18 protein-coding genes are annotated in these 23,877 nt (G+C 67.9%); 14 read left to right on the forward strand and 4 right to left on the reverse strand.

From position 1 onward, the window contains the following. Nucleotides 1–326: 326 nt before the first annotated feature. From shbA to A3ES_RS0141005, 7 genes are all read left to right on the forward strand, one after another. Nucleotides 327–947 (forward strand): RNA polymerase sigma factor ShbA, encoded by a 621-nt coding sequence (shbA, locus tag A3ES_RS50205; protein ID WP_051084928.1) that lies wholly within the window; start codon nt 327–329, stop codon nt 945–947. Beyond that, nucleotides 940–2,334, forward strand: coding sequence for a hypothetical protein (locus A3ES_RS51960; protein ID WP_051084929.1), 1,395 nt, complete (start codon nt 940–942; stop codon nt 2,332–2,334). The genes shbA and A3ES_RS51960 overlap by 8 nt, the downstream gene beginning before the upstream one ends. An 83-nt stretch (nt 2,335–2,417) precedes the next feature. Then, a complete protein-coding gene (gene guaB, locus A3ES_RS0140985; RefSeq protein ID WP_020392658.1) occupies nt 2,418–3,929 on the forward strand; it encodes an IMP dehydrogenase in 1,512 nt (503 codons plus the stop codon). Between the two features lie 101 nt (nt 3,930–4,030). After that, a complete protein-coding gene (locus A3ES_RS0140990; protein ID WP_040456842.1) occupies nt 4,031–5,170 on the forward strand; it encodes an AAA family ATPase in 1,140 nt (379 codons plus the stop codon). Then, the gene (locus tag A3ES_RS0140995; RefSeq protein WP_020392660.1) at nt 5,167–5,838 is read left to right on the forward strand and encodes a DUF4276 family protein; all 672 of its coding nucleotides are present in this window, start codon (nt 5,167–5,169) and stop codon (nt 5,836–5,838) included. Before A3ES_RS0140990 ends, A3ES_RS0140995 begins: the two co-directional genes overlap by 4 nt. A 35-nt stretch (nt 5,839–5,873) precedes the next feature. After that, nucleotides 5,874–6,980, forward strand: coding sequence for a GuaB3 family IMP dehydrogenase-related protein (locus tag A3ES_RS0141000; protein ID WP_020392661.1), 1,107 nt, complete (start codon nt 5,874–5,876; stop codon nt 6,978–6,980). A 13-nt stretch (nt 6,981–6,993) separates the two neighbouring features. Further along, nucleotides 6,994–7,389, forward strand: coding sequence for a hypothetical protein (locus tag A3ES_RS0141005; protein WP_020392662.1), 396 nt, complete (start codon nt 6,994–6,996; stop codon nt 7,387–7,389). Here the strand turns inward: A3ES_RS0141005 and A3ES_RS0141010 are convergent. Together A3ES_RS0141010 and A3ES_RS0141015 are read right to left on the reverse strand one after the other, a co-directional pair. Further along, the gene (locus A3ES_RS0141010) at nt 7,386–8,303 is read right to left on the reverse strand and encodes a TIGR03086 family metal-binding protein (protein ID WP_020392663.1); all 918 of its coding nucleotides are present in this window, start codon (nt 8,301–8,303) and stop codon (nt 7,386–7,388) included. The two genes, A3ES_RS0141005 and A3ES_RS0141010, sit on opposite strands and share 4 nt — an antisense overlap. A 55-nt stretch (nt 8,304–8,358) precedes the next feature. Then, on the reverse strand, nt 8,359–9,798 hold the full coding sequence (locus tag A3ES_RS0141015; RefSeq protein WP_063746051.1) for a tetratricopeptide repeat protein: 1,440 nt from the start codon (nt 9,796–9,798) through the stop codon (nt 8,359–8,361). Nucleotides 9,799–9,924: 126 nt separating this feature from the next. Here A3ES_RS0141015 and A3ES_RS0141020 point away from each other — a divergent pair, with 126 nt between their 5' ends. The 4 genes from A3ES_RS0141020 (at nt 9,925) to bsaP (ending at nt 14,890) form a co-directional block, all read left to right on the forward strand. Next, nucleotides 9,925–11,517: a succinic semialdehyde dehydrogenase gene (locus A3ES_RS0141020; RefSeq protein ID WP_020392665.1), complete on the forward strand. Its 1,593-nt coding sequence runs from the start codon at nt 9,925–9,927 to the stop codon at nt 11,515–11,517. Beyond that, nucleotides 11,514–13,226 carry a GMC oxidoreductase gene (locus A3ES_RS0141025; protein WP_020392666.1) on the forward strand — a complete coding sequence of 571 codons (1,713 nt, stop codon included), beginning with the start codon at nt 11,514–11,516 and terminating at the stop codon, nt 13,224–13,226. The genes A3ES_RS0141020 and A3ES_RS0141025 overlap by 4 nt, the downstream gene beginning before the upstream one ends. 474 nt (nt 13,227–13,700) lie before the next feature. Continuing rightward, on the forward strand, nt 13,701–14,696 hold the full coding sequence (bioB, locus tag A3ES_RS0141030; protein ID WP_020392667.1) for a biotin synthase BioB: 996 nt from the start codon (nt 13,701–13,703) through the stop codon (nt 14,694–14,696). After that, nucleotides 14,693–14,890: a biotin synthase auxiliary protein BsaP gene (bsaP, locus tag A3ES_RS0141035; protein WP_020392668.1), complete on the forward strand. Its 198-nt coding sequence runs from the start codon at nt 14,693–14,695 to the stop codon at nt 14,888–14,890. The genes bioB and bsaP overlap by 4 nt, the downstream gene beginning before the upstream one ends. 53 nt (nt 14,891–14,943) lie before the next feature. Here bsaP and A3ES_RS0141040 read toward each other — a convergent pair whose 3' ends face one another. After that, nucleotides 14,944–16,419: a S8 family serine peptidase gene (locus tag A3ES_RS0141040; RefSeq protein ID WP_020392669.1), complete on the reverse strand. Its 1,476-nt coding sequence runs from the start codon at nt 16,417–16,419 to the stop codon at nt 14,944–14,946. 143 nt (nt 16,420–16,562) lie between these two features. On the opposite strand from A3ES_RS0141040, the gene bioA reads away from it, so the two are divergent. The 3 genes from bioA to A3ES_RS0141055 are packed head-to-tail and all read left to right on the forward strand — an operon-like array spanning nt 16,563 to nt 23,545. Next, nucleotides 16,563–17,882 carry an adenosylmethionine--8-amino-7-oxononanoate transaminase gene (bioA, locus tag A3ES_RS0141045; protein WP_020392670.1) on the forward strand — a complete coding sequence of 440 codons (1,320 nt, stop codon included), beginning with the start codon at nt 16,563–16,565 and terminating at the stop codon, nt 17,880–17,882. Next, nucleotides 17,882–18,994: an 8-amino-7-oxononanoate synthase gene (locus tag A3ES_RS0141050; protein WP_020392671.1), complete on the forward strand. Its 1,113-nt coding sequence runs from the start codon at nt 17,882–17,884 to the stop codon at nt 18,992–18,994. Before bioA ends, A3ES_RS0141050 begins: the two co-directional genes overlap by 1 nt. 48 nt (nt 18,995–19,042) lie before the next feature. Beyond that, on the forward strand, nt 19,043–23,545 hold the full coding sequence (locus A3ES_RS0141055) for an FtsK/SpoIIIE domain-containing protein (protein WP_020392672.1): 4,503 nt from the start codon (nt 19,043–19,045) through the stop codon (nt 23,543–23,545). A 45-nt stretch (nt 23,546–23,590) separates the two neighbouring features. On the opposite strand, the gene A3ES_RS0141060 is transcribed toward A3ES_RS0141055, so the two are convergent. After that, nucleotides 23,591–23,877 (reverse strand): hypothetical protein (locus A3ES_RS0141060; RefSeq protein WP_026163674.1); only part of this gene is annotated, 287 nt, incomplete at its 5' end.

A 23,877-nucleotide genomic window follows, 5' to 3' on the forward strand; every position in this document is an offset into this window, starting at 1 on the left:
GCAGACCACCAGGTCCGCCGGGCAGTTTTTCTTGTACTACGCACCCACGCGACGGCGCGCCAGCAGCCGAGGCCCAGAACGCTGGTGGGGATGTCGATGAGATCGGCCGCTAGCGCGTTATGGGGCGACTGGCGCCCTGTAGCGCGCTAGTCGCCCCAGAAGCGGCTAGTCGCCGCTCTACCGAAGCGGGTTGGGGCGGGGTGGCCGGGTAACGATTACTGTTTGTAGTGGAAAAAGGGCTGGGATCACCTATTGCCACTATGCAAAGGGGGTTGGCCGCCGTACTATCTTGCACGCTGAACGGTCTGTAGCAAGGGGGGCTAGGGGTGACGGAGGTCCAGGTGCCGCACACCCATGATCGCGTTGAGCTTCGTGATCTTGCTGCTGCGGCCGGCGCTGGTGACCGGGTTGCGCTGAACGATCTGCTGACCCGGGTCCGGGCTGTGGCGCATCGTTATGTGCGGTCCAGGTTGTGGACGTATCCCGGTGGCGCCGACATGGTCGATGACGTCGCTCAGGAAGTTTGTGTCGCGGTGTTCGGCGCGTTGGGCCGGTACCGGGACGAGGGGAGGCCGTTCGAGGCCTTCGTCTACGGCATCGCGGCCCGCAAGGTCGCCGATGCCCAGCGTGCGTTCGCGGTGGCGGACTTGTCGACGCCGGATCTTCCGGACGGGGCGGACGAGTCGCCGACGCCTGAGGAGCACGCGGTCAGACATTCAGAGGTCCAGCACATCGTGGGGCTGCTGGACAGATTGCCGGAGAAGCTGCGGGAGATCCTGCGGCTCCGGGTGGTAGCGGGGTTGTCAGCCGAGGAGACCGGCCGGGCACTGGGGATGACACCGGGGGCGGTGAGGGTCGCACAGCATCGGGCGTTGAACACGCTCAGGGGGTTTGTGGGGCATGAGGCAAAGTCGGAACGACGGGCAGGGGAGGAGCGAAATGGCTGATCGTTTTGATCTCGACGCGATTGAAGCCGATGACGCGCTGCTCGACCTGCTCGCAGCCGGTGGGGAGTCCGCCTGGGAGGCGGGCGAGCACGACCCGGCCCTGAAGCTGCTGGCCGATCTGCGGCTCGCGGTGGAGGTCGAGGATGAGCTCCCGGTCGAGACGATCGACGATCCGGAGAGTTTCCTGGCGCGCTGTGCCGCCCTGAACCCGGTCACGGATCCGTTCGCGCGCAAGATGGCGGCCAGAAGCCTGGCGCTCGGCGTCGCCGCGGTGGCCGCGTTGTCGGTCTCCGGGGTGGCCGCGGCCGTCACGGGTGACCCGCTGTCGCCGTACGAGAAGGTGATCGAGAAGGTCGTCGACGGGCTGCGCGAGGAGACGAGCTTCCCGAAGGAACAGCTCGACGGCATGCCGGTGGTCGACAAGACCAAGATCGTCAAGGTCGCGAAGGACTACCAGCAGAAGCAGGTCGAGGCCCAGGAAGAGCAGAAGGCCAAGGACGGCGAGCTTCTGGTCTCCGCCGAGGACCCTGCTCGCGCCCAGCTCGGGCCGAAGCCGCCGCTGGCCCGGCCGATGCTGCAGACCGAGGAGCAGCTGCTGATCGAGCAGCCTGTCGTCCCGGTGGTGCCACCGGTCGAGCAGAAGCCGGTCGAGGAGAAGCCTGCCGACCCGCCGGTGGAGCAGCCGGTCGACCCGAAGCCGACTGAGGAGCCGACGACACCCGTCGACCCGAAGCCGACCGAGGAGCCGACGACACCCGTCGACCCCAAGCCGACCGAAGAGCCCACCACCCCGACCACGCCGCCGCCGACGGAACCGGCGACCGAGCCGACCACGGCTCCGTCGACCCCGCCGCCGACCAACAGCGACAACGGCTCGACGGGCAACCCGGGGCAGGAGCAGACGACGCCGGTCACCCAGCCGACGACGGTGCCGAGCACCGGTACGGGCGACACCGGTACGGAGAGCCAGACCGGCGACGACCAGACCACACCCGGTGACCAGACCGCACCCGGCGGCTCGAAAGACGACGAGACCGGCGACCAGGGCTCCGAGGAAAAGCCGGCCGACCCGATCGCCGAGGTCTCGAAGATCGTTGAGACCGTCGCCAAGGTCATCCCCGTCCTGCCGACGCCGACCGGCGCACCGGCAGAGGAGCCGGCCCGCCTGCGGCAGTACTTCGGCAAGGGGTTCTCGGCCACAGGCAAGCACGCTAGTGACAAGCCCGCGCTGGGATGGGCCAAGTCGCAGTACGCCAAGGGCAAGCACTCCAACGGCAAGTACCCGGAGGGCCAGCACGCCGCGATCGCGCGGGCGCACGGCTCGGTGGCACCGGTCACCATCCGGCAGATCCTGAGCGTGCTCAACACGCCCATGCCGGAGCGCTGACCAGCACACCGATTCGGGCTGTTGGGTGGCCGCGGCATAGGATGGGGTCCCGTTCTCGCCGTGCAAAGGTGCCTGCCTCACTCATGGACATCACACCCGCTGGAGTTCCCGACAAGTTCGCCGTCCTCGGCCTGACGTTCGACGACGTGCTGCTACAGCCGAACGAGTCCGACGTCATCCCGTCCGAGGCCGTCACCAAGTCAAAGGTCAGCCGCAACATCGAGGTGAACATCCCGCTGGTGTCCAGCGCGATGGACACCGTCACCGAGGCGCGGATGGCGATCGCGATGGCGCGCCAGGGCGGTCTCGGCGTGCTGCACCGCAACAACTCGATCGAGGACCAGGCCCAGCAGGTCGATCTGGTCAAGCGCTCCGAGTCCGGGATGATCGCGCAGCCGATCACCATCGGCCCGGACGCGTCCATCGGCGAGGCCGACGCGCTCTGCGGTCAGTACCGGATCTCCGGCGTGCCGGTGGTCGACAACGCCGGCGTCCTGGTCGGCATCGTGACGAACCGGGACATGCGGTTCGAGAGCGACCCGGCCCGGCCGATCCACGAGGTGATGACCCGCCAGCCGCTGGTCACCGGCCCGCAGGGCATCTCGGCCGACGACGCGATCAAGCTGCTCAGCCAGCACAAGATCGAGAAGCTGCCGCTGGTCGACGAGGCCGGCAAGCTGACCGGTCTGATCACGCTGAAGGACTTCGTCAAGCGCGACCAGTTCCCGCTGGCCACCAAGGACGCCTCCGGGCGGCTCGTGGTCGGTGCCGCGATCGGCTTCTTCGGTGAGGCCTGGAAGCGCGGTATGACGCTGATCGAGGCGGGCGTCGACGTGCTCGTGGTCGACACCGCGCACGGTCACTCGCAGGCCCAGTTGGACATCATCCGCAAGCTCAAGGCCGACCCGGCCACCCGCGGCGTGGACATCGTCGGCGGCAACGTCGGCACCCGCGCGGGCGCCCAGGCGCTGGTCGATGCCGGCGCCGACGGCGTCAAGGTCGGCGTGGGCCCGGGCTCGATCTGTACGACCCGGGTCGTGTCGGGGGTCGGCGTCCCGCAGGTCACCGCGATCTACGAGGCGTCGCTGGCCTGCAAGCCGGCCGGCGTACCGGTGATCGGCGACGGCGGCCTGCAGTACTCCGGTGACATCGCCAAGGCGCTCGTCGCCGGCGCGGACACGGTCATGCTCGGCTCGCTGCTGGCCGGTTGCGAGGAGTCGCCCGGCGACCTCGTGTTCATCAACGGCAAGCAGTTCAAGGCGTACCGCGGGATGGGCTCGCTCGGCGCGATGCAGTCCGGCGGCCTGCGCAAGTCGTACTCCAAGGACCGCTACTTCCAAAGCGACGTCGGCAGCGACGAGAAGCTGATCGCCGAGGGCGTCGAGGGCCAGGTCCCGTACCGCGGCCCGCTGGCCGCCGTCGCGCACCAGCTGATCGGCGGCCTGCGCCAGTCGATGTGGTACTGCGGTTCGCGGACCGTCCCGGAGCTCCAGGACAAGGGTGTTTTCGTCCGGATCACCTCGGCCGGCCTGCAGGAGTCGCACCCGCACGACATCCAGATGACGGTCGAGGCCCCGAACTACTCGGGCCGCTGACCGCCATGGACAGGGGTTGAGTCCAAACCACCTTGCCGTGTGACAAGGTGGTACCTCCCACTGGTACGCACCAGTGGTAGGTACCAGTGCTGGAGGTCTGGGTGGCCGTCGAGGTGCCGCTTCGGCGGATCGAGGTGAGTGGTCTGACCTCGCTGAGTCATGCCGCGCTGGACTTGTCGAGTTCGGTTACGCTCCTCGTCGGGCCCAACGGTGCGGGTAAGAGCAACGTGGTCGACGCCTTCGAGATGCTGGGCCGGATCATCGACCAGCAGTTGAATGACAGTCTGGTGAGGACTGGCGGGTTCGCGACCCTGCTCCACCGGACGGCGGACCCCGCGCTGTCGCCGGAAGCGATCGAGATCGAGGTTTGGGGCCACTGGCACCAGGAGATGTCGAACGGATACAAAGTTCGGATCGAGCCGGGTGCCGATGACACCGCCGTGGTGCGCGAGACCACGATGTTCCACGATCGATCGAAGTACGACCGGCCGCACGAAACGAGTCTGGGAACAGCCCGGGAAAGCCGGCTGCGGGAACAGGCCGAAACTGCGCCCAAAGCGTCGTACGTGCTCAGCGTGGTCTCCGGCTGCCGGGTGTTCCACTTCGATGACACCAGTGCCGATGCGCCCGTCAAACGGCGGGTGGACCTGGCCGACAACGTGACGCTGCTGCCGGACGCACGCAACATCGCCGCGGTACTGCTGCGATTGCGAGCCGAAGACCCGCCTCGCTACCGCCGGATTGTCCGGGTCGTACGTACGGTGGCTCCGTACTTCGACGACTTCGTGCTTGAGCCAGAGGGGACCGCGATCCGGCTCAGATGGAGCGAACGCGGCCTGGACTCTGTCTTCTCCGCTGACAATCTCAGCGACGGGACTCTGCGTTTCGTCTGCCTCGCCGTGCTGCTGCTGCAGGACAACGCTCCTGGCACGATCGTCCTCGACGAACCCGAACTCGGCCTGCACCCTTTCGCGATCCATCAACTCGCAGCTCTCCTCCGTCGCGCGGCGAGCGATCGGCGGGTGGTCGCCGCCACCCAGTCGGTCACCTTGCTGGAGCAGTTCAGTGTCGAGGAGGTTGCGATCGTCGAGCGAACTGGCTCGGGAACACAGATCCAGCGACCTGACCCGCAAGCCCTGGCGGAGTGGCTTGACGATTACTCCCTGGGCGAATTGTGGGAGAAGAACCTGCTCGGTGGCCGCCCGCGTCCGGACGACTCCCCCCGCGTGGTCAGTGGATGAGCACACCCCGCCAGATCGCGATCGTGGTGGAGGGACAGACCGAATCGGCCTTCGTCAGCGAGATCCTCGCGCCGTACCTGCAGCCGATGAACGTCTACGTCACGCCGGTGATCGTCAAGACCTCGCGACTCGCCGACGGAACCACCTTCAAGGGTGGCGGAATGGTGTGGAAGCACTATGACAACGACATTCGGAGGTTGCTGCGAGCCTCGCACCTTCGGTGCGTCTCGATCCTCGTCGACTTCTACGCTTATCCGCGCAATGCGCCCGGCGCGGACTGCTGTGCCCGTCCGCATCGGCCGCGCCGATGTACTGAGCTGCGGATCGCTGCGATGGCGGACGCTGTCGCTGATCCGCGGTTCGTGCCGCACGTCGTACTGCATGAATTCGAGACCTGGGTGATCGCAGCCGCGATGGAGACCAGCCACGTTCTCGGGGACCAAGCGGTCGCAAAGCGGCTGCAGGTTCAAGCGCAGTCGGTCGAGGGGGATGTCGAACTGCTGAACGACTCGTCCGCAACCGCTCCCTCCAAGCGCGTACTCAAGTCCTGGCCCGACTACGACAAGGTCACCGATGGCATCGAGGTCATACGGGAGGCAGGACTGCCGGTAGTCATGGAGCGCTGTCCGGGGCTGAGCACCTGGGTCGACCAACTGCTGGCCCACTGACCGATGGCGGGCGCTCGGCTAGGTAGTCTGACCCTATGACCGAGATCGAGATCGGCCGCGCCAAGCGCGGCCGGCAGGCCTACGCGTTCGACGACATCGCGATCGTGCCGTCGCGGCGGACCCGCGACCCCGAAGAGGTCTCGGTGGCCTGGCAGATCGACGCGTACCGGTTCGAGCTGCCGATCCTGGCCGCGCCGATGGACTCGGTGATGTCGCCGGCCACCGCGATCGAGATCGGCAAGGCCGGCGGTCTCGGCGTGCTGAACCTCGAAGGGCTCTGGACCCGGTACGACGACCCGACCTCGCTGCTGGAGGAGATCACCACCATCAGCAAGGAGCAGGCCACCACTCGGCTGCAGGAGATCTACTCGGCGCCGATCAAGCCCGAGCTGATCTCCCAGCGGGTGCAGGAGATCCGGGACTCCGGCGTCACCGTGGCCGGCGCTCTGTCACCGCAGCGGACCAAGCAGTTCGCCAAGCACGTCGTGGACGCGGGTGTCGACCTGTTCGTCATCCGCGGTACGACGGTGTCGGCCGAGCACGTGTCCGGTCAGGCCGAGCCGCTCAACCTCAAGCAGTTCATCTACGACCTCGACGTACCGGTCATCGTCGGTGGATGTGCGACCCACCAGGCCGCGCTGCACCTGATGCGGACGGGCGCGGCCGGAGTACTGGTCGGCTTTGGTGGTGGCGCGGCGCACACGACGAGGAAGGTCCTGGGCGTGGCGGTGCCGATGGCGTCAGCCGTCGCGGACGTCGCCGCGGCCCGGCGGGACTACATGGACGAGTCCGGTGGCCGCTACGTGCACGTCATCGCAGACGGTTCGGTCGGCCGGTCGGGTGATCTCGCGAAGGCGATCGCGTGCGGTGCGGATGCCGTGATGGTCGGCTCGCCGCTGGCCCGGGCAAGTGATGCACCGGGTGGCGGCTTCCACTGGGGTGCCGAGGCCTGGCACGCGGATCTGCCCCGCGGTGAGCGGGTCGAGTTCGGCGTCAGCGGCACGATGGAGCAGATCCTGTTCGGCCCGTCGTTCGTCCCGGACGGGACGATGAACCTGGTCGGTGCGCTCAAGCGCGCGATGGCGACCACCGGCTACACGGAGCTCAAGGAGTTCCAGCGGGTCGAGGTCGTCGTCGGGTGAGAGGATGGTCGGCATGGGATGGTTCAAGCGCCGTACCGAAGCCGACAATGTCGCTCTCGCGGGAGCGCGGGCCCAGCTCACCTCGGAGGACGTCGACCAGATCCGGTTCCTGCTGACCACCAAGAAGACACTCTTCGCTGTCAAGTACGTGATGGAGCGGACCGGGATCGAGCCCAAGCAGGCACGCGACCTGGTCGAGGACATCCGGCTCGGCCGCTACGTTCCACCGGTCACCGACACCCCGATCGTCCGGCTGCCCGGAGCGAACCTGGCCGAGCGCACCCGCGCGCTGAAGGCCGCCGGCGAGCTGCACCAGGCGACCGCCCTGGTGGTCAGCGAAACCGGCATGACCGAACTCGAAGCCGGCCTTTTCGTCGGCGCCCTCCACCCCAGCCCGCAGGACTCCTAACCTTTGACGTAGGAGAACTTCTCCGCGACCTTGCCGTCGCGCAACCGTAGTACGTCGACCCCGCGCACGTGCCCGTGCCCGCCGTCCGCCTCCGCCCACGAGAACTTCCACCGGACGATGGCACGATCACCGAGCACCACCGACTCCTCGGTCTCGAACAGCGGATCCTCGGTGCCGGTGAACAGCTGCCGCCACTGCTCCCGTACTGCGTCCGCTCCCTCGAAGCGCCCGCCGTCGGGAGCCGGTGAGGTGGACTCGAAAACGCAGTCCGCGGTCATCTGGGCCATGATCGCGTCGACATCCCCGTCGCCGAAAGCCTTACCCAGCAAGGCAACCGTGGTGTGCCCGGGTGTCCAGGACGGGTCGCGGCCGAAGGTGCCGAGCAGTGAGTCGGTAGCGCTGGAGAAACCCTCGAGCCGCGGGCCGATCGCACCGCCGCCGCGATAGAGCTCCTCCCGATCCTTGAACCAGGCCGCGACCCCGGCGACTACCTCGGGATCGAGCTGGGCATCCCCGCCGATCGCGACCGCCAGATCCCAGCCGTGGACGAGATGGTCCGCCGCCAGTTGCGACACATACTCCGCGGCCGACTCCTCGCCGTACGAGAGTTGCACGGTGGCGCCTCGTAGTACGGGTTCGGTGATGGCGTTCTGGGCGGCGCGTGCCGCGTGCGCCGCGGCATCAGCGGGATCGTCGCCGAGCAGGTCGCCGTCGAGCGAGTCGCCGACGTCTTCGATCGTGCGGCCGGCCAGCAGCGGTACGGTCCAGCGCTCCTCGCCGACGACATGGTTGACCAGCGTTCGCACGTCCCAGTCCGCGCAGGGTGTCGGAGCGTCCCACTGGTCCGACCGCACCAAAGCCACCTGCCGGACGAACTCCTCGCTGGCACGGCGATGTAGTTCAACAACGTCCATGATGTTCTCCCCCTTCAGCGTCAGCGTGCGCTCAGGGGGATAACCAGGTCAATGCTTACAGCTGGGCGGCCGCCTCGTGGGCGTGCTGGGAGGCGGTGAAGTCACCCTTCGCGGCGAGCAGATCACCGTGGTGACGCAGGCAGTCGCCGGCCAGGGTCTTCATCTCCAGATCCGTCATCGTGAACGGGATCAGCGCGGTCGCCACCTCGGCGCTCCAGCCGGCCAGGTCGAGGGCCATCTCGATCTGCCCGCTCGCGTGGTACGCGCCGGAGATGTCGAGCAGCACCTGCGCCCAGACCGGCGCATAGGTGCTCGTCTCGTACCGCATCCGCTGCGACTCGCGCTCGGACGAGATCGCGAAGAGGTAGTGCGCCTCGAGGCCCAGCGTCAGCGCGGTCTCGGCGTCCTGCTCGAGCATCGGGCGGACCAGTTCGGCCAGCTCGGTGGCCCGTACTGCGGCCGACTCGGGGTCGGTCCGGCCTGACACCGTCGCCAGCGTCATGCCCGGCGCGGGCTCGCTCAGCGCCACCAGCCGGTGGTACTGCTCGTAGGGTCCGAGCTTGATCTCGGCCGTCTCCAGTGCGGTGCTCAATGACGGCGGGATGCCGCGTTCGAGCTCCTCGGTGACGATGGCGGCCGTCGCCGGATCGGTCGCGAACGCCGTCCGCAGGCAGTTCTCGCCTTCCAGGACCCGGCCGACGATGCCGAGGTGCTTGCCCTTGCGAGTCAGCGCGGAGACGAGCGTGCGCAGATCCGTCGCCGACTCCGAGTCGGCCAGCGTGTCAGCGGTGTTCAGCCCGACCTCGTCGGCCTCCAGCGCGAGATCCAGGCGGCCGTTGGCGGCGTGGATGTCAGCCGAGACGGCTGTCGCCGAGCAGAGGTAGCGCGCGTACGACAAGGACTGCGAGCTCGCGTTGATCTGGTCGGCCAGTTGCAGGAACAACTGGGTGGCCGCGTCCGCCGACGCGACGGCCAGGGCGGGATCGCCGTACCGGCGGAGGATGAGCGCGTTCATCGCGAGCACCCGGGCGAAATCGGGCTGGTGCAGGATGCCGTCGTCACCGCCGACCAACTGGCCGTACGCGATCACGGCGCCGTCCATCTCCAGTACTGCGGTCGCCCCGTACCCGCGATGCGCCTGGGTCATCGCGCGGCGGGCGCGGACGTCGGCCAGGAACGACGTGCAGTCCAAGACCTCGGCATCGCTCAGCTCGGTGTAGCCGAGTTGGGCCTCGTGCAAAGCGGCAAGCGCTTCCTCGTGACGGCCCGAGGCGTTCAGGGAGCCGGCCAGCTCGTACTGCGTCGCCGCCATCAGGTGCTTGGCCTCGTAGTGATCCGGGCGGTCCCCGGCGCGCTCCCTGGCCAGCTCGATGACGCGTTGCTGGTACGGTCCGGCCTCGTCGGCGCGGCCCTCCTCGATCAGCACCTGGGCTGTCTGCAGTGCCTCGCCGAGCTCGTCCTCAGGGGGCGTCCATAACCCCCCGCTGTCCACCATCTTTACAAGCCACCCCTTCAAAGGTTCAGTCGTTCACCCTAGCGCCAAGACGCCCCGATCTGCGCACCTTCGAGTCCACGACATCAACTACTGACACAAGCTGTTACCGACAGGTAGCCTGGGTGGATGAGCGAGCAGACCTCGATTCCTGCCGACCCTGAGCTCGACCCGACCGCGTCGTACGCGACTGACCAGTCGGTCATCCGCCGGCTGGCCGGTCTGTTGCGCGCCTCGGCGGGCACGCGCACGTCCTATGCGCCCGCGACCGGGCAACCGATTGCTGAGCTGCCGCTGTCCGGACCGGACGACGTGATCGCCGCGGTCCGGTCCGCGCGCCGGACCCAGCGGAGCTGGAAGGGCACGTCGATCGCCGACCGGGCCGCCATCCTGCTGCGGTACCACGACCTGGTCCTGGACCACCGTCACGAACTCGTCGATCTGGTGATCGTCGAGTCCGGCAAGGCCCGCAAGCAGGCCTTCGAGGAGGTCGCGCACGTCGCGCTGACCGCCCGGTACTACGCCCGCAAGGGCCCCGAGCTACTCGCGCCGCAGCGCAAGCTGGGCATGTTCCCGATCCTCACCCGCGCCGAGCAGCGGTTCGTGCCGAAGGGTGTCGTCGGCATCATCTCGCCCTGGAACTACCCGCTCAGCATGGCGATGGCCGACGGCCTGCCCGCGATCATGGCCGGCAACACAGTGGTCCACAAACCCGACAGCCAGACGCCGCTGACCGCACTGCGCGCGATCGAACTGCTGTACGACGCGGGCCTGCCGCGCGACGCCTGGCAGCCGGTGAACGGCGACGGCCCGACCGTCGGCGGCGCGATCATCCAGAACACCGACTACGTCTGCTTCACCGGTTCGACCAAGACCGGCAAGCTGGTCGCCCAGCAGGCCGGTGAGCGGCTGATCGGCTGCAGTCTCGAGCTCGGCGGCAAGAACCCGATGCTCGTACTCCGCGACGCCGACGTGAACCGCGCTGCCGAGGGCGCCGTCCGTGCGTGCTTCAACAGCGCCGGCCAGCTGTGTGTCTCGATGGAGCGGCTCTACGTCGCGGACCAGATCTACGACGCGTTCATCACCGCCTTCCTCGACCGGGTGAAGCGGCTCAAGCTGTCGGCCGGGACCGGCTGGGACGTCGACATGGGCTCGCTGATCTCCAAGGCCCAGCTCGAGACGGTCACCCGGCACGTCGAGAACGCCCGCGAGCACGGCGCCGTCGTACTGGCTGGTGGGAAGCCGCGGCTGGACATCGGGCCGCTCTTCTACGAGCCGACCGTGTTGTCCGGCGTGACGCCCGAGATGGAGTGCTTCGACAACGAGACGTTCGGCCCGGTGGTCTCGGTCTACCGATTCTCCGACGAGTCCGAGGCGATCCAGCGCGCCAACGAAGGCGAGTTCGGGCTGAACGCCAGCATCTGGACCAAGGACGGCCGGCGCGGTCGCGCGATCGCGGCCCAGCTGGTGGCCGGGACGGTCAACGTGAACGAGGGCTACGCCGCGACCTTCGGCTCGATCGACACCCCGATGGGCGGCATGCGCTCCTCCGGCCTCGGCCGCCGCCAGGGCGTCGAAGGCATCCGCCGGTACGTCGACCCGCAGGCGATCGCGACGCAACGGGTACTCCCGATCGCCGCCTCGCACGGACTCAAGGACGAGGCGTACGCCGAGCTGATGACCGGAGCCCTACGAGTGCTGAAGAAGTTGGGACGCGCATGATCTTTGACCACGACGTCATCATCATCGGATCGGGATTCGGTGGCAGTGTCAGTGCGCTGCGGCTGGTGGAGAAGGGGTATGACGTCGGGGTCCTGGAGGCCGGCGCGCGGTTCGAGGACCAGGGGTTCGCGAAGAACTCGTGGGACAAGAGCCGGTTCCTGTTCGCGCCGAAGCTCGGCTGGTACGGCATCCAGCGGATCAGCGCCCTGCGGGACGTGATCATCCTGTCCGGCGCCGGAGTCGGCGGCGGCAGCCTGGTCTACGCGAACACCCTGTACGAACCGCTGCCCGCGTTCTACACCGACAAGCAGTGGGCCCACATCACCGACTGGAAGGCCGAGCTCGCCCCGTACTACGACCAGGCGAAGCGGATGCTCGGCGTCACCACCTATCCCGGCTTCACTCCGGCCGACGCGGTGATGAAGCAGGTCGCCGACGACATGGGTGTGGGGGAGACCTTCCACCCGACGCCGGTCGGCGTGTTCTTCGGCGAGCCCGGTGTCGAGGTGGACGACCCCTTCTTCGGCGGCGCGGGCCCCCGGCGTACCGGGTGTATCGACTGCGGCGAATGCATGACCGGCTGCCGGCACAACGCGAAGAACACTCTCACCAAGAACTACCTGTACCTGGCCGAGAAGGCCGGTGCCGAGGTGTACCCGATGACCACGGTGACGTCGGTCGAGGAGCTGCCGGGCGGCGGCTACGCGATCGAGACGCGGCGGACCTCGAACCGCAAGCTGACCCGCAAATTCACTGCCCAGCAAGTGATTTTCGCGGCCTCCGCCCTCGGTACGGCGAAGCTCCTGCACCGGCTGCGCGACGAGGGCAAGCTGCCGCAACTGTCGGACCGGCTCGGCGTGCTGACCCGGACCAACTCGGAATCGTTGCTCGGGGCAATCGCCAAGGACCGTTCCGTCGACTACACCAAGGGTGTCGCGATCACGTCGTCGTTCCACCCCGACGAGATCACCCACATCGAGCCGGTCCGGTACGGCCGGGGCAGCAACGCGATGTCGCTGCTGCAGACCGTGCTGACCGATGGCGGCGGCGACAAGCCGCGCTGGCGGACCTGGGTGCGCGAACTGGGCGTCCAGCGCAAGAACCTGCGCCGGCTGTACGACCTGAAGCACTGGTCGGAGCGGACCGTGATCGCGCTGGTGATGCAGACCGCGGACAACTCGATCACCACCTTCGGCAAGCGGGACCGGTTCGGCCGCTGGCGGCTGACCTCGAAGCAGGGCCACGGCGCCCCGAACCCGTCCTGGATCCCGGTCGCCAACGAGGTGGTCCGGCGGATGGCCAAGATCATGAAGGGGACGCCGGGCGGCACCATCGGCGAACCGTTCAACGTGCCGATGACCGCGCACTTCATCGGCGGCTGCGCGATCGGCGACTCGGCCGCGACCGGGGTGGTCGATCCGTACCACCGGGTCTACGGCTACGACGGCCTGCACATCATGGACGGCTCGACGATCTCGGCGAACCTGGGCGTCAACCCGTCGCTGACCATCACCGCCCAGGCCGAGCGGGCGCTGGCGTTCTGGCCGAACAAGGGCGAGGACGACGACCGGCCCGCCATCGGATCGGAGTACCGGAAAGTGGCGGCGGTCACACCGGTGAATCCGGTGGTGCCGGCGGAAGCGCCCGGAGCGCTGCGGTTACCCATTGTCGAGATCACCCGGCCGGAGCGGGCTGTGACAAAACCGTGACACAGTGACAACAAAGTCCCCGGCCAGTGACAGTGAAAAGCCCTCAGGCGATTGCCTGAGGGCTTGATTACCTCCAGAAAAGGGAGCAGGTCCCTCGGGAACGTTTCCGCCCAAATCGTTTCCCGAGGGACCCACTCAAGCCGGGGTGAGGCGCCCGGCGCTTTGGGATCGGGTCACCAGCCATAGCTGGCGACCCGAGCTCGTGTCCTCACTCTACTACCGATTCGAGCCATTTTGACCGGCTCGCAGTGGTCGTAATCACTCTGCGTGCTGTTCGTAATGTGCGACCTTTCAGTCGCTCCTCGTAATCGAGAAGTTGTGATCTTGCGATCACCGCCTCTGCACACATCAACGAGGCCACACACAAGGGGTTACGAGGTTCCCGAAAACTTTTCTCCGGCGTGACGCCCCTCGCAGTGCCTGCCGTGCAGGCTGGCTTACTGTGGGCCGACCGTCCGATCAGGCAGGAGAACCATGAACGACATCCTCGAGGTGGCGCGAGAGCAGGTCCTGGAGCGGGGCATCGGCCTTTCCCAGGAGCAGCTGGTCGAGGTACTGCGCTCGCCCGACGAGATGCTGGACGACCTGCTCGCGCTGGCGCACGAAGTACGGGTCAAGTGGTGTGGTGAAGAGGTCGAGGTGGAGGGGATCATCTCGCTGAAGACCGGCGGCTGCCCGGAGGACTGTCACTTCTGCTCCCAGTCCGGCCAGTTCACCTCTCCGGTCCGCGCGGTCTGGCTGAACATCCCGGAGCTGGTCGCGGCCGCCAAGGAGACCGCGGCGACCGGTGCGACCGAGTTCTGCATCGTCGCCGCCGTCCGCGGCCCGGACGCCCGGCTGATGTCGCAGGTGAAGGCCGGCATCGAGGCGATCAACGCCGCGGTCGAGATCAACATCGCCTGCTCGCTCGGCATGCTCACCCAGGAGCAGGTGGACGAGCTCAAGGCAATGGGCGTGCACCGCTACAACCACAACCTGGAGTCCGCCCGCTCGTACTTCGGCGACGTGGTCACCACGCACTCCTTCGAGGAGCGCTGGGCGACCTGCCTGATGGTGCGCGAGTCGGGGATGGAGCTGTGCTGCGGCGGTCTGGTCGGGATGGGGGAGTCGCTGGAGCAGCGCGCCGAACTCGCCGCCCAGCTGGCCGAGCTGGAGCCGCACGAGGTACCGCTGAACTTCCTCAACCCGCGGCCGGGCACGCCGTTCGGTGACATGGAGATCATGGCCGGCAAGGACGCGCTGCGGACCATCGCCGCGTTCCGGCTGGCGATGCCCCGGACCGTACTGCGCTACGCCGGTGGCCGTGAGCTGACGCTGGGCGACCTCGGCACCCGTGAGGGGTTGCTCGGTGGCATCAACGCGGTCATCGTCGGCAACTACCTGACCACGCTGGGCCGCCCGGCGACCGCCGACCTGGACCTGCTGGCCGACCTCAAGATGCCGGTCAAAGAACTCCAGAAGACGCTGTGACGACGCTCGTGTACTGCGGTCACTGTGGCCGCGAGGCCATCGACGGCAATCACGACGACTGCCGCCAGGCGCTGACGATGGAACCACCCCGGTACTGCGACCAGTGCCGCCGCCGGATGATCGTCCAGGTCCACCCGATGGGCTGGTCCGCTCGCTGCTCCGTGCATGGCGGCCTCTCGTCGGAAAGGCCCTGACCGGACCGGCAGCGCTTCCTCGAACTGCGGAAGCGCTGCCGAGCCTGTGGCACTCAGCGGACGGCGTCGGAGGCCGCGACCACGTCGACCAGGCCGTGGCCCTTGTCGAACGAGGTGCTGCCGCCGCGTGGATCCGGCTGGTACGTCGCGCCGTCGGCGTACTGGTGAGCCGTGGAGACCAGCGCCGCCTCGACCTGGGCGGCAGTGGCGGCCGGGTTCGCCTGGAACAACTGCGCGACGATCCCGGCGATATGCGGCGCGGCCATCGACGTACCGCTGATCGTGTTGTAATCGCCGCCCTCGCGTGGATCCAGGCCGGTGGTGCAAATCGGCAGATAGATCCGGCAGGACGACGTGATGTCCTCACCTGGCGCGGACAGGTCCGGGTAGGTGGAGACAGTGCCGTTGAGCCCGCGCGACGAGTACGACGAGACCTTGCCCGCGCGGGTGCCGGTGCCGAGGTCGTAGTACGACGCGACGGACAGTACGCCGCCGGTCGGGTCCTGCCCGGGCGGGTTCGTCAGCGAGGTGGTGCCGTCGCCCCCGTCATTGCCGGCAGCCCAGACTGTGACCACGCCTTCGGCCGCGAGGGCGCGTTGCAGCTTCACGGTCGCCGAGTTGGGGTCGAACGCGCCGCCGCCACTCGGGCCGTACGAGTTGTTGGTGACCTTGATCGGCGGGCACGTGCTCGCTGGGACACCGGCCCCGCAGGGTGCTTCGTGGTTCTCCAGAACCCAGTTCAGCGCGGCGTCCGCGCCGACGATGGCCAGGGCGGCGCCGACCGAGACGGACACCAGCGATGCGCCCGGGGCGGCTCCCTGCAACTTGGTTCCGTCCGACAAGGTGACCTTGCGTCCGGCGACGATGCCGTTGACATGGGTCCCGTGGCCGCCGAGCGACAGCAGATCGGTATCGGCGGAGCCTGCGTCCACCGGCAGGCACAGGGTCTCGAGGAGCGGATCGCAGACGATCTTGAGGTTCTTCACCACGGCCGAACTGCCGTCGGCCCGCTGGAAGAATGGGTGCGCCGGGTCCACCCCGGTGTCGATCACCGCGACGCTGACGCCGCGGCCGTCGAGCGAGTTGCCGTCGGCCCCGGTCCGGGTGGCCGCGGCCTCCGCACCGCGGGTCGCCTGGTGCGACGTCGACAGGCTGGTCTTGATCGGCTGGTTGCCTTCGAGATAAGTGACGCCAGACTGGGTCCGGGCCGCGAGGATCTGCGAGCGGGTGCCTTGCGCAACCACCACGCCGATCCGGTCGTACGACGTGAGGTGCCGCAGGCCGCTGGCCTTGACAGCGTTGCGCGCGGCAGTGAGGTCACGACCGTGAACGAGCACTGTGGCCTTCTGTTGCAGCAGTGGCAGGCCGGCGAGCCGGTCCAGCTGCTTGCTGAGGAAGGGTTGGACGGGTGCGGTCGCCGTAGCCGTCTGTTGGGCATGGACCGGCGTACCGATCGAGACGGCCAGCAGGCAGGCGGCGGAACCGGCGATCAGCGCACGGGCAGGATGATTTCGGAGACTGGATCGCATGCTGTTCTCCTCACTGAGTCGGAACGGCGCCGGATTGGGACGGTCCGGACGCCGGGCAGAACACATAGCTACGAGCCGGTAACAAATGTAGAACCGGTTGGCTGGATTGAGAAGGGCTGGATTTTAGAAGGGATCGCGCGGACATGACTGATGAGCTCCTGAGCCGGACTCTGCTCGAGGCGGACGCGCAGCTGCTGTGGCATCCGTACTCGTCATTGACTGAGCCGGCGCCGATGCATCTGGTTCGTGGCGCGTCCGGCGTACGGCTGCAGTTGGAGGACGCTGCCGGCGGCACGGTCGAGGCGATCGATGCGATGTCGTCGTGGTGGTGCATGATCCACGGCTATCGGCACCCGGTGCTCGATGCGGCGCTGAAGGCACAGGTCGACGACTTCAGCCATGTGATGTTCGGCGGGCTCACGCATGAGCCCGCGATTCGGTTGGCCGAGCGGCTGGTGGAGATCTCTCCGGACCCGCTGCGGCACGTCTTCTTCTGCGACTCCGGGTCGGTCTCGGTCGAGGTCGCGATCAAGCTCGCGCTCCAGTATCAAGGGGCCCGCGGCAACCATGACCGGACCCGGATGCTGACCATCCGGGGCGGGTACCACGGCGACACGTTCGCGCCGATGAGCGTCTGCGATCCGGTGAACGGGATGCACTCGCTGTTCACGGGAGCCCTGAAGGAACAGGTCTTCGGGCCGCAACCGCCGGCTGGCTTCGACCGCGCGGACGACGACCCGGAGTACCTGGCCTGGGCGGCGACGATGCGGCAGGTCGCGGCGCAGTACAGGGATCAGGTCGCGGCGATCATCGTCGAGCCGATCCTGCAGGGCGCCGGCGGGATGTATCCGTACAGCCCGGCCTGCCTGAAACTGCTGCGGGAACTGGCCGACGAGCACGGCTTCCTGCTCATCCTGGACGAGATCGCCACCGGCTTCGGCCGTACCGGCACTCTCTTCGCCTCCGAGCACGCCGGGATCGATCCTGACATCCTCTGCATCGGCAAGGCGCTCACCGGCGGCTATATGTCGCTGGCAGCCACCCTCTGTACTACGGACGTCGCGCACACCGTGTCGGGTGGGCCGGGCGGAGCGCTCATGCACGGGCCGACCTTCATGGCGAACCCGCTCGCGTGTGCTGTCGCCCTGGCGAGCATCGACCTGCTCCTCTCGCAGGACTGGGCCGGGCGGGTCGCCTCGATCTCGGCCGGACTGTCGGCTGGGTTGGCGCCCGCGGCTTCGTTGTCCGGCGTGAAGGATGTCCGGGTGCTCGGAGCCGTCGGGGTGGTCCAGCTCGGCGGGCCGGTCGACATGGTGCGGGTGACGAACGCCGTACTGCGCCGTGGTGTGTGGGTGCGGCCGTTCCGCGACCTCGTCTACACGATGCCGCCGTACCTGTGCACCGACGAGGAGATCGCGTCCATCTGCTCGGCGATCACCGAAGCGCTTGCCGAGGGCAACTGATGCTCGAAGAGTGGCTGGCGCCGAAGGCTGCTGCGCTGGAGTCGCGCGGTCTGACCCGCCGGCTTCGGGCGCGGGCGGCGGGCGAAGTACTGATCGACCTTGCGGGCAACGACTACCTCGGGTTGGCTCGCGATCCGCGGGTGATGGATGCAGCGGTGGCTGCGGTGCGGACGTGGGGGACCGGCGCAACTGCTTCGCGGCTCGTCACTGGTACCACGGCGTTGCATGCGGAGTTGGAGTCGGAGCTGGCGGCGTACACCGGTCACGAGGCTGGGCTCGTCTTCTCCTCCGGATACCTGGCCAACCTCGGCGTCATCACCGCCCTCGGCGGGCCGGGGACATTGCTCGTCTCGGACGAGCATGTCCACGCGTCGGTCGTGGACGCCTGCCGCTTGGCTCGGTCGCGGGTGGAGGTTGTCCCGCACAACGATGTCGAGGCGATCGGCAAAGTACTTGCCGAGCGCAACGAACCGCATGCGGTCGTGCTGGTCGAGTCCGTCTACAGCGTGCTCGGCGACGCCGCGCCGCTGACCGCCTTGGCCGAGATCGCACAGCAGAATGGCGCGGTGCTGCTGGTCGACGAGGCACACGGTCTCGGCGTGACCGGCGGCGGTCGCGGCTCGGTCGCCGCTGCCGGACTGGCCGGTCTCGACCACGTGCTCGTCACCATGACGTTGTCCAAGGCAATGGCCAGCCAGGGCGGCGTCGTCCTCGGCCCACCGGTACTACGCGAGCACCTCGTCAACCGCGCCCGCGCCTTCATCTTCGACACCGGCCTCAACCCAGCCGCCTGCGCAGCAGCACTCGCAGCACTCCGCATCCTGACCGACGAACCCAGTCGCCCGGACACCATCCACACCACCGCAGCCCGACTGGCAAAAGCCTGCAACGTCGCCCCATCCGCCGGCGCAGTCGTCTCAGTCCCGATGCCCGGCCCCCGCGAGGCTGTCCAGGCAGCCGAGCAATGCCTGGCCGCCGGCGTACGAGTAGGCGTCTTCAGACCCCCCTCGGTCCCAGACGGAATCAGCCGCCTCCGCCTCACCGCCCGAGCCGGCCTGACCGACACCGAGCTAGACCACGCCTGCGCAGTGCTCGGCCTGATTGGGTCGTAGTCTCTGTCAGACGGTCGGTGTAACGAACGGGGTCGATGGATGCGAGTCATGCTCACAGCGGTGGATCCCGTCCGGGCGGTGCAGGCTGACATCCTTGTCGACGCTGAGCCGGACGCGACTGTTGGTGCGGTGACAACGCAGCTCGTGCGGGCGCTGGCCGGGCTCGGCAACGCTTCCGGTTCGGCGTCCGTCACGAGTCTTCATGGCTCCTGGACAGATCCAGCGATCTACGTCGATGGGCGGATCGTCGACGCAGGTCTTGCTCTGGCCGCTTCACCCCTGCGTGAAGGGGCGGTCGTCAGCATTGGCGACTCCAGAGGCTGCCTGCCCGCTGAGCCACAGGGTTTGGTCGAGTTGCGCGTGGTCAGCGGCCCAGGGGCCGGAGCCGTTCACCGGCTCGGCATAGGCGACTATTCGCTTGGCGCATCCCCGGAGGCCGGCATCCGCCTGACTGGTCAAGACATTCCCGACCTGATTGGCAATCTCACTGTCTCGACCTCCGGCGCGGTGACCCTGCGGGCGGACGTATCCGAGGGCTCGACGGGTATCGAGAGGCCCATCGACCCATCAGCCGGGCCGATTGTGATCCCGGATGACACGGGAGAGGAAGGCGCGACGGCCACGGTAGATCCCATCGCCCGGCCGAAGCTGCTGGAACTGGATCGGCGGCCGATGGAGTCCACCAGCCGCTGGGCTGCGACCGCCTGGGCTCCCGGCGTTCAGTTGACGGTCGGCCCGGTCGTACTCACGGTGGCCGAAGTGCAGCTCCCCGACGCATCGCTGTCGCCAAGCCCGACCGGCGGCACCCTCGACTTCAACCGGCCGCCGCGCTTGTTGCCGCCGCCCCGAATGACGGAGTTCGCCCTACCGACCGAACCGCAGAAGCCGCATCGGCAGACCTTTCCCTTGTTGATGATGTCGTTGCCGATGATCGGGTCGATCGCGCTGGCAGTGATCATGCGCCAGCCCAGCATGCTTCTCTTCGGCCTGCTCACACCGCTCATGTACTTGGGCCAGTACTTCCAGAGCCGGCGAGAGGGCAAGTCGTCGTACCGCGAGGAGTTGGCCGCGTACCACGCACGCAAGGCGCGAGTCGAGCGCGACGCCCGACGGGCGCTGGCCGCTGAACGTACCGCACGGCGGCGGGATCTACCGGATGCTGCCAGCTTGTTGCTGCTGGCAACCGGCCCTCGCTCTCGGCTGTGGGAGCGCCGGCCGACCGACCCGGATTGGCTCGCGCTGCGGCTCGGTACGGCGGATCTCCCCAGCGAGGTGATGGTGGACGACACGAGTCGTGACACTCACCTGCGCAAGCAGACTTGGACCGCACCCGACGTACCGGCGACCGTCCCGCTGGCGTCAGTGGGCGTACTCGGCATCGCGGGCCCCGGCGGGGAGGCCCAGCGGCTCGGCGCCTGGATGACAGGCCAGCTTGCCGCGTTGCACAGCCCTCGGACGCTCCGATTGATGGTGCTCTGCCCGTCCGAGGCGACAGCGCAGTGGCAGTGGGCGCGCTGGCTTCCGCATCTTCGAGGCGACGCCGACGACGGCTATCTGGGCTGGATCGGCAACAACAACGAGACGACCCAACGACGGATTACCGAACTCACCAAGCTGGTCGAGGCCCGCAGGAAAGCACTGCGGAACACCGACTACCAGCCTCCTACGTTCGCCGAGCAGATCGTCGTGATCATGGACGGCGCTCGACGACTGCGCCTCATCCCGGGCGTGGTCGGACTGCTGCGTGACGGTCCCTCGGTCGGCGTCCGGTTCATCTGCCTGGACGATGACGAACGCCAGCTACCTGACGAAGCCAACGCCGTCGTAGCACCGCACGGCTTCTGGTGGCGGCTCCGGCAGACCGGGACCACCACCGTGGACGGGATCCGGCCGGACCTGGTCAGCGACCAGTGGCTCGACCGGCTCGGCCGATCACTGTCGCCGATCAGAGACGTCTTCGGCGGCGAGGATGCGCTGGGGCTTCCTCCGGCGAGCCGCCTCCTCTCCGTACTGCGGATGGATTCGCCCGAGCCCGGCCAGATCGTCCAGATCTGGAAGGGCGGCGGCAGAACCACCCAGGCGGTGATCGGCGAGGGAGCCGAGGGGGTCTTCGCCGTCGATGTCGTCCAGGACGGTCCGCACGGACTGATCGCCGGCACGACCGGGGCCGGAAAGTCGGAACTCCTGCAGACCTTCATCGCATCCCTGGCCATTGGCAACCGGCCCGACGAGATGAACTTCGTCCTGGTCGACTACAAGGGCGGCGCCGCCTTCAAGGACTGCAACCATCTGCCGCACACCGTCGGCATGGTGACCGACCTGGACGGGCACCTCACTACCCGCGCGCTGGCCTCGCTGGCGGCCGAACTGCACCGCCGCGAACATCAGTTGAGCCGTGCCGACGCCAAGGACATCGAGGAGTACCTGGAGCGGATGGCGCCCGGGGACGAGCCGATGCCCCGGCTGCTGATCGTGATCGACGAGTTCGCCGCCATGGTCACCGAACTGCCGGACTTCGTCTCCGGGATCGTCGACATCGCCCGCCGCGGCCGGTCCTTGGGGGTCCATCTGATCCTTGCCACCCAGCGGCCGGCGGGTGTGGTCACGAACGACATCAAGGCCAACACCAACCTCCGCATCGCCCTGCGAGTCACCGACGCGGACGACAGCTCAGACGTGATCGATGGGCCTGACGCCGCCCATATCTCCAAGTCGACGCCAGGTCGCGGATTCGCCCGGCTGGGGCACTCCTCGCTGATTCCCTTCCAAACCTCTCGCATCGGCGGCCGACCACCCGGACTGGTTGCCACAAGCATCGACGCTCGTCCACTGCGCTGGCAGGATCTCGGCTGGCCTGTCGACTTCGGCCAGCTCGCAGTTGACGACGATGTCGACGTACCGACGGATCTCGCCACCCTGGTCCGGGCGCTCCAAGGCGCGGCGAAGCTAGCCGGGGTGGCAACACCCGCAAGCCCATGGTTACCGCCGCTGCCGGACAACGTGACGCTAGATGAGTTGCCCAAGTCGGCGGACGACTCCTCAGACCTGCCGCCGATCCCGTTCGGTCTCGCCGATGTCCCGCACGAACAACGTCGCGCCCCGGCGGAGTACAGACTCGACTCGGCTGGTCACCTCGCCATCATCGGAGCACCACGCAGTGGGCGCTCGGCGACCCTGCGCGCCCTGGCCGGTGCCATCGGGCGACTCATCGAGCCACGCGACCTTCATCTGTACGGCGTCGACTGCGGCAACAATGCGCTGTTGCCGCTCGTGAGTCTCCCGCACACGGGCGCTGTGGTCGCTCGTGACCAGGTCGACCGGTTGACCCGCCTGACAACCCGGCTCCAGAAGACGATCGGCCATCGCCAGCAACAACTCGCGGCGAGCGGCTTCGCCGACATCGCGGAGCAACGCCGCCGGAGCGGACCGGACGACCGGCTGCCGTATCTGGTCGTCCTGCTGGATCGCTGGGAGGGCTTCACCGCCGCCTTCGAATCCGTTGACAACGGCAAGCTTCTCGAGGCCTGGCTGCAGATCCTGCAGGAGGGCGCCGCGGCCGGTGTCAAGGTGATCATGACGGCCGATCGGACGGCGCTGGTCGGCCGGATCTCCACCCTGCTGGAAGATCGGCTGCTGCTGCGGATGACCGACCCGACGGACTTCCTGACGATCGGGATGCAGACCAAGGAAGTACCGGAGCACTTCCCGCCCGGCCGCGGTTTCAGGGCACAGGGATTGCTGGAGACACAGGTGGCGCTGCTTGCCGGGAACGACGACGGTACAGCGCAGGTCGCGGCCCTCCACGAGATCGCGGCCCAGGTGACACCACTGGCCGACATCCCACTGAGCCTGCGCCCGTTCCGCGTGGACCCGCTGCCCGCCTCGATCACCGCCGACGCCGCCCTCAAGCTCGGCCCGCAGCCGCTGCGGCCGACCGAAGTACTGGTCGGAGCAGGCGGCGACTCCCTCGGTCTCCGCGCGTTCGACGCGTACGAGCACGGCCCCGGCCTCCTCATCGTCGGCCCGCCCCGCTCAGGTCGCACGACGACCCTGCTCACCATGGTCCATTCGCTGACCCAACGCGACTGGCAAGTGCTGGCCATCGCGCCACGCCGCAGCGCACTGCGCGACCTACTCGGCACCCCTGGCATCGCCGGCGTCTTCGGAGCTGATGCCGACAGCAACCAACTGGAAACAGCCCTGAACGAACTGCCGACTCCCTCCGCGATCGTGATCGACGACCTCGAACTCCTGGGCCAGGACACACCCTTGGCCGAACTCCTTGAGGCCAGAGTCGCTCTCCTCCGCGACACCGGCAACCTGATCATCGGTGCCGGCACCGCCGCAGACCTCTACAACGCCTACCGGGGCCCCTCAGTCGCCATGAAAAAATCCCGCGCCGGCATCGTCCTCAACCCCGAAAAATACGACGACGCAGAAATCTTCGGCATCCAGCTCCCCCACGGCCTCACCGGCGCAGCCCCACCAGGCCGAGCCCTCCAGATCACCGCCGGCCGCTGGGAACGCATTCAGGTCGCCCGACCGTCGTAGAAGCCGGCCCGCTGAGCCACAAGGGTGTTGGTGTTGTGTACGGGTTTATCTGTCGACGGTTTGGATTTCGCCGACGGTGATGGGCAGGGTGGCGGTTTGGTTGGGGCCGGTGATGTCGGGTTGGCGGGTGCCGAACAGCCACCATTGGACGGTCCAGCGGACTGTGGCGGTGAGGGTGTAGTTGCCGGATTTGGCGTAGGTGACGGTGCAGGCGGCGGATTCGTCTGCCGACTCAGTCCACGGAACGCCGATGCCTGCGCAGGATGGTGGGGTGCCGCGGTCTCCTGGGTCGATGTCGATCTTGGGAACGATCTGCCAGCGCAGGCCGTAGC

Origin of the sequence: Kribbella catacumbae DSM 19601 (assembly GCF_000372465.1) — a bacterium.
GTDB lineage: Bacteria > Actinomycetota > Actinomycetes > Propionibacteriales > Kribbellaceae > Kribbella > Kribbella catacumbae.

Coding starts and splice junctions, on each gene's coding strand:
- A3ES_RS51960 (WP_051084929.1), top strand. CDS start 940: ATGGCTGATCGTTTTGATCTCGACGCGATTGAAGCCGATGACGCGCTG.
- guaB (WP_020392658.1), top strand. CDS start 2,418: ATGGACATCACACCCGCTGGAGTTCCCGACAAGTTCGCCGTCCTCGGC.
- A3ES_RS0140995 (WP_020392660.1), top strand. CDS start 5,167: ATGAGCACACCCCGCCAGATCGCGATCGTGGTGGAGGGACAGACCGAA.
- A3ES_RS0141000 (WP_020392661.1), top strand. CDS start 5,874: ATGACCGAGATCGAGATCGGCCGCGCCAAGCGCGGCCGGCAGGCCTAC.
- A3ES_RS0141005 (WP_020392662.1), top strand. CDS start 6,994: ATGGGATGGTTCAAGCGCCGTACCGAAGCCGACAATGTCGCTCTCGCG.
- A3ES_RS0141010 (WP_020392663.1), bottom strand. CDS start 8,303: ATGGACGTTGTTGAACTACATCGCCGTGCCAGCGAGGAGTTCGTCCGG.
- A3ES_RS0141015 (WP_063746051.1), bottom strand. CDS start 9,798: ATGGTGGACAGCGGGGGGTTATGGACGCCCCCTGAGGACGAGCTCGGC.
- A3ES_RS0141020 (WP_020392665.1), top strand. CDS start 9,925: ATGAGCGAGCAGACCTCGATTCCTGCCGACCCTGAGCTCGACCCGACC.
- A3ES_RS0141025 (WP_020392666.1), top strand. CDS start 11,514: ATGATCTTTGACCACGACGTCATCATCATCGGATCGGGATTCGGTGGC.
- bioB (WP_020392667.1), top strand. CDS start 13,701: ATGAACGACATCCTCGAGGTGGCGCGAGAGCAGGTCCTGGAGCGGGGC.
- A3ES_RS0141040 (WP_020392669.1), bottom strand. CDS start 16,419: ATGCGATCCAGTCTCCGAAATCATCCTGCCCGTGCGCTGATCGCCGGT.
- bioA (WP_020392670.1), top strand. CDS start 16,563: ATGACTGATGAGCTCCTGAGCCGGACTCTGCTCGAGGCGGACGCGCAG.
- A3ES_RS0141050 (WP_020392671.1), top strand. CDS start 17,882: ATGCTCGAAGAGTGGCTGGCGCCGAAGGCTGCTGCGCTGGAGTCGCGC.
- A3ES_RS0141055 (WP_020392672.1), top strand. CDS start 19,043: ATGCTCACAGCGGTGGATCCCGTCCGGGCGGTGCAGGCTGACATCCTT.